Here is a 1,093-nt window from a genome sequence, read left to right as displayed (position 1 = left end):
TGTACTTCCCCGTGACGTTGTGAACGCGGGCTGAGGGGGTCTGGCCGCCGATCCCGGTGTGGGGTCTGTGGTGATTGTAGTGATGCAGCCAGGTCTCGTATGCCGCGGCTCGCTCTGCTTCGCTGGCGTAGGGCTTGGCGTAGGCCCATTCGGCGGCGAGGGTGCGGTTGAAGCGTTCGACCTTCCCGTTGGTCTGCGGCCGATACGGCTTTGTCCACTTGTGCTTCACACCGTCGCCGAGCGCGTCCGCGAACGCGTGTGACCGGTAGCACGCGCCGTTGTCTGTCATCACGGCGGTGACCGTGACTCCGAGGCTCGCGAAGAACGCGTTCGCGCGGGTCCAGAACCCTGCCGCGGTCTCCTTGCGTTCGTCGTCGAGGATCTCCGAGTACGCGACTCTCGAGTTGTCGTCGACGGCGTGGTGCAGATACCGGTAGCCGCGGGAGCCGGCCGCTCCTGACCGTGCGGCCTTGTCACGGACGGATCCCGCGGCACGGTCCTGCGCCGATCCGCGGCCGAAGGCGCGCCAGCCGCCGCCATCAGGGATCCGGCCCTGCTTCTTGATATCGACGTGGATCAGCTGGCCCGGTCTTGCGACCTCGTACCGCTTCGGCGTCGGCTTGCGGACTGGCAGCCCGGTGGCCTGATCGATGTTCACGAGCTTCGGCATCCCATACCTGGCCAGCACCCGGCCGACCGTCGAGCGGGCAAGGCCCAGGTGATACGCGATCCGGTGCGGACCCCACCGGCGGGTGAACCGCAACGACACGATCCTCCGCTCCGTCTTCCGCGGGAGCCGGTTCGGCGAGGTCTGCGGCCTGAAGCTGCGGTCCGTCAACGGCAGCCCGGCCCGATACCGGTCGACCCACCGTTTCGCCGTCGCGGGCGAGCACTGGAACCGTTCCGCTGCCCGCCGCAACGACCAGCCCCGATCCACGACGAGGACAGCAAGACGACGACGCCCTTCCGGCGTCAAAGGCGCGTTAGCGTGAGACACGAAGACCTCCGTGGTCAGGATGCGAGTGTGGTAACCCACATCCTGCCCGGAGGTCTTCGCCTACCTCACCCGTTCACAACCTCCCGGGGAAGTACA

1 protein-coding gene is annotated in these 1,093 nt (G+C 67.3%); it reads right to left on the bottom strand.

Going from position 1 to position 1,093, the window contains the following annotated elements; translation table 11 throughout:
* Window positions 1–997 (bottom strand): IS481 family transposase (locus FFS51_RS14590; protein WP_137878792.1); only part of this gene is annotated, 997 nt, incomplete at its 3' end.
* Window positions 998–1,093 lie beyond the last annotated feature (96 nt).

The sequence above is a fragment of the Microbacterium sp. 4NA327F11 genome (genome assembly GCF_005503465.1).
Classification (GTDB): domain Bacteria; phylum Actinomycetota; class Actinomycetes; order Actinomycetales; family Microbacteriaceae; genus Microbacterium; species Microbacterium ginsengisoli.
The sequence above is the reverse complement of the archived record's forward strand: the minus strand, read 5'-3'. Positions and strand labels throughout refer to the sequence as shown.